We start from the raw sequence: 913 nt of genomic DNA on the forward strand, positions 1-913 counted from the left end.
GAGGGGTTCTACCCCGTTTTCACGGACGGTTTGATAAAGACGTAAACTTGTTGTCCTGATTCGCTAGTCTACGTCGCATTCTTGGATTATGAAACAGCTCAATATAGTCGAATATGTCAGCCCTCGCTTCATCCCGTGTTCGGTATTGTCGGTAGTTAATCCGTTCACGTTTTAGTACACCGAAGAAGCCCTCGCAGGCGGCATTGTCTGCACAATGGCCTACCGCACTCATGCTACTGGTTAGATTCTCTCGCTTGAGCAGTTTTTGATAATCACCACTGGTAAATTGCGTTCCGCGATCAGAGTGCAGCACTACGTTATGTTGCTCCTGACGCTGCCAGACTGCCATTTCGACGGCACGCATGACCATGTGCCTGTCCTGGCGATGATGCATTGACCAGCCCACGATGAGTTTGCTGAACAGGTCAAGCACCACACACAGGTAGAGCTTTCCTTCCAGTGTCGCGATTTCAGTGATGTCTGTGACCCACTTGGTTTCCGGCTCCTGCGCCGTAAAGTCACGCTCAAGATGGTTGGCAAGCCCGGAAGGACGCACTGACTTTCGTTTTGCGCCTCTTCCTTTTTTGCGCGGCCAGCCGTAGATACCGTTCACAGCCATAATCTTGGCGATACGATTTAGGCTGACCTCGATACCTTCGGCTTGCAGGTCTTCATGCATCCGCGGCGCGCCAATGATGCCGCCGCTGTCGTCGTGAATTTCTCGTATTCGCTCAAGCAGTTGTGCATTGGCGATGTCACGCGCACTAGGCTGACGCTCCACCCACGCGTAATAACCACTCGGTGAGACGTTTAGGCAGCGGCACATCATGCGCACTGCAAAGCTTTCGCGGCAACGCGATATCGCCTGATACCTTACGGTAACTCTTTGGCGAAGAACGTTGCCGCTTCTCGC

Annotated in this window: 1 pseudogene; it reads right to left on the reverse strand. The window is 52.8% G+C overall.

Annotated elements, in window-relative coordinates:
• Window positions 1-8: 8 nt before the first annotated feature.
• Window positions 9-913: pseudogene (locus tag JKP77_RS22155) on the reverse strand (IS3 family transposase); the annotation flags it as partial.

It is taken from the genome of Alteromonas antoniana, assembly GCF_019249295.1.
GTDB lineage: Bacteria > Pseudomonadota > Gammaproteobacteria > Enterobacterales > Alteromonadaceae > Alteromonas > Alteromonas antoniana.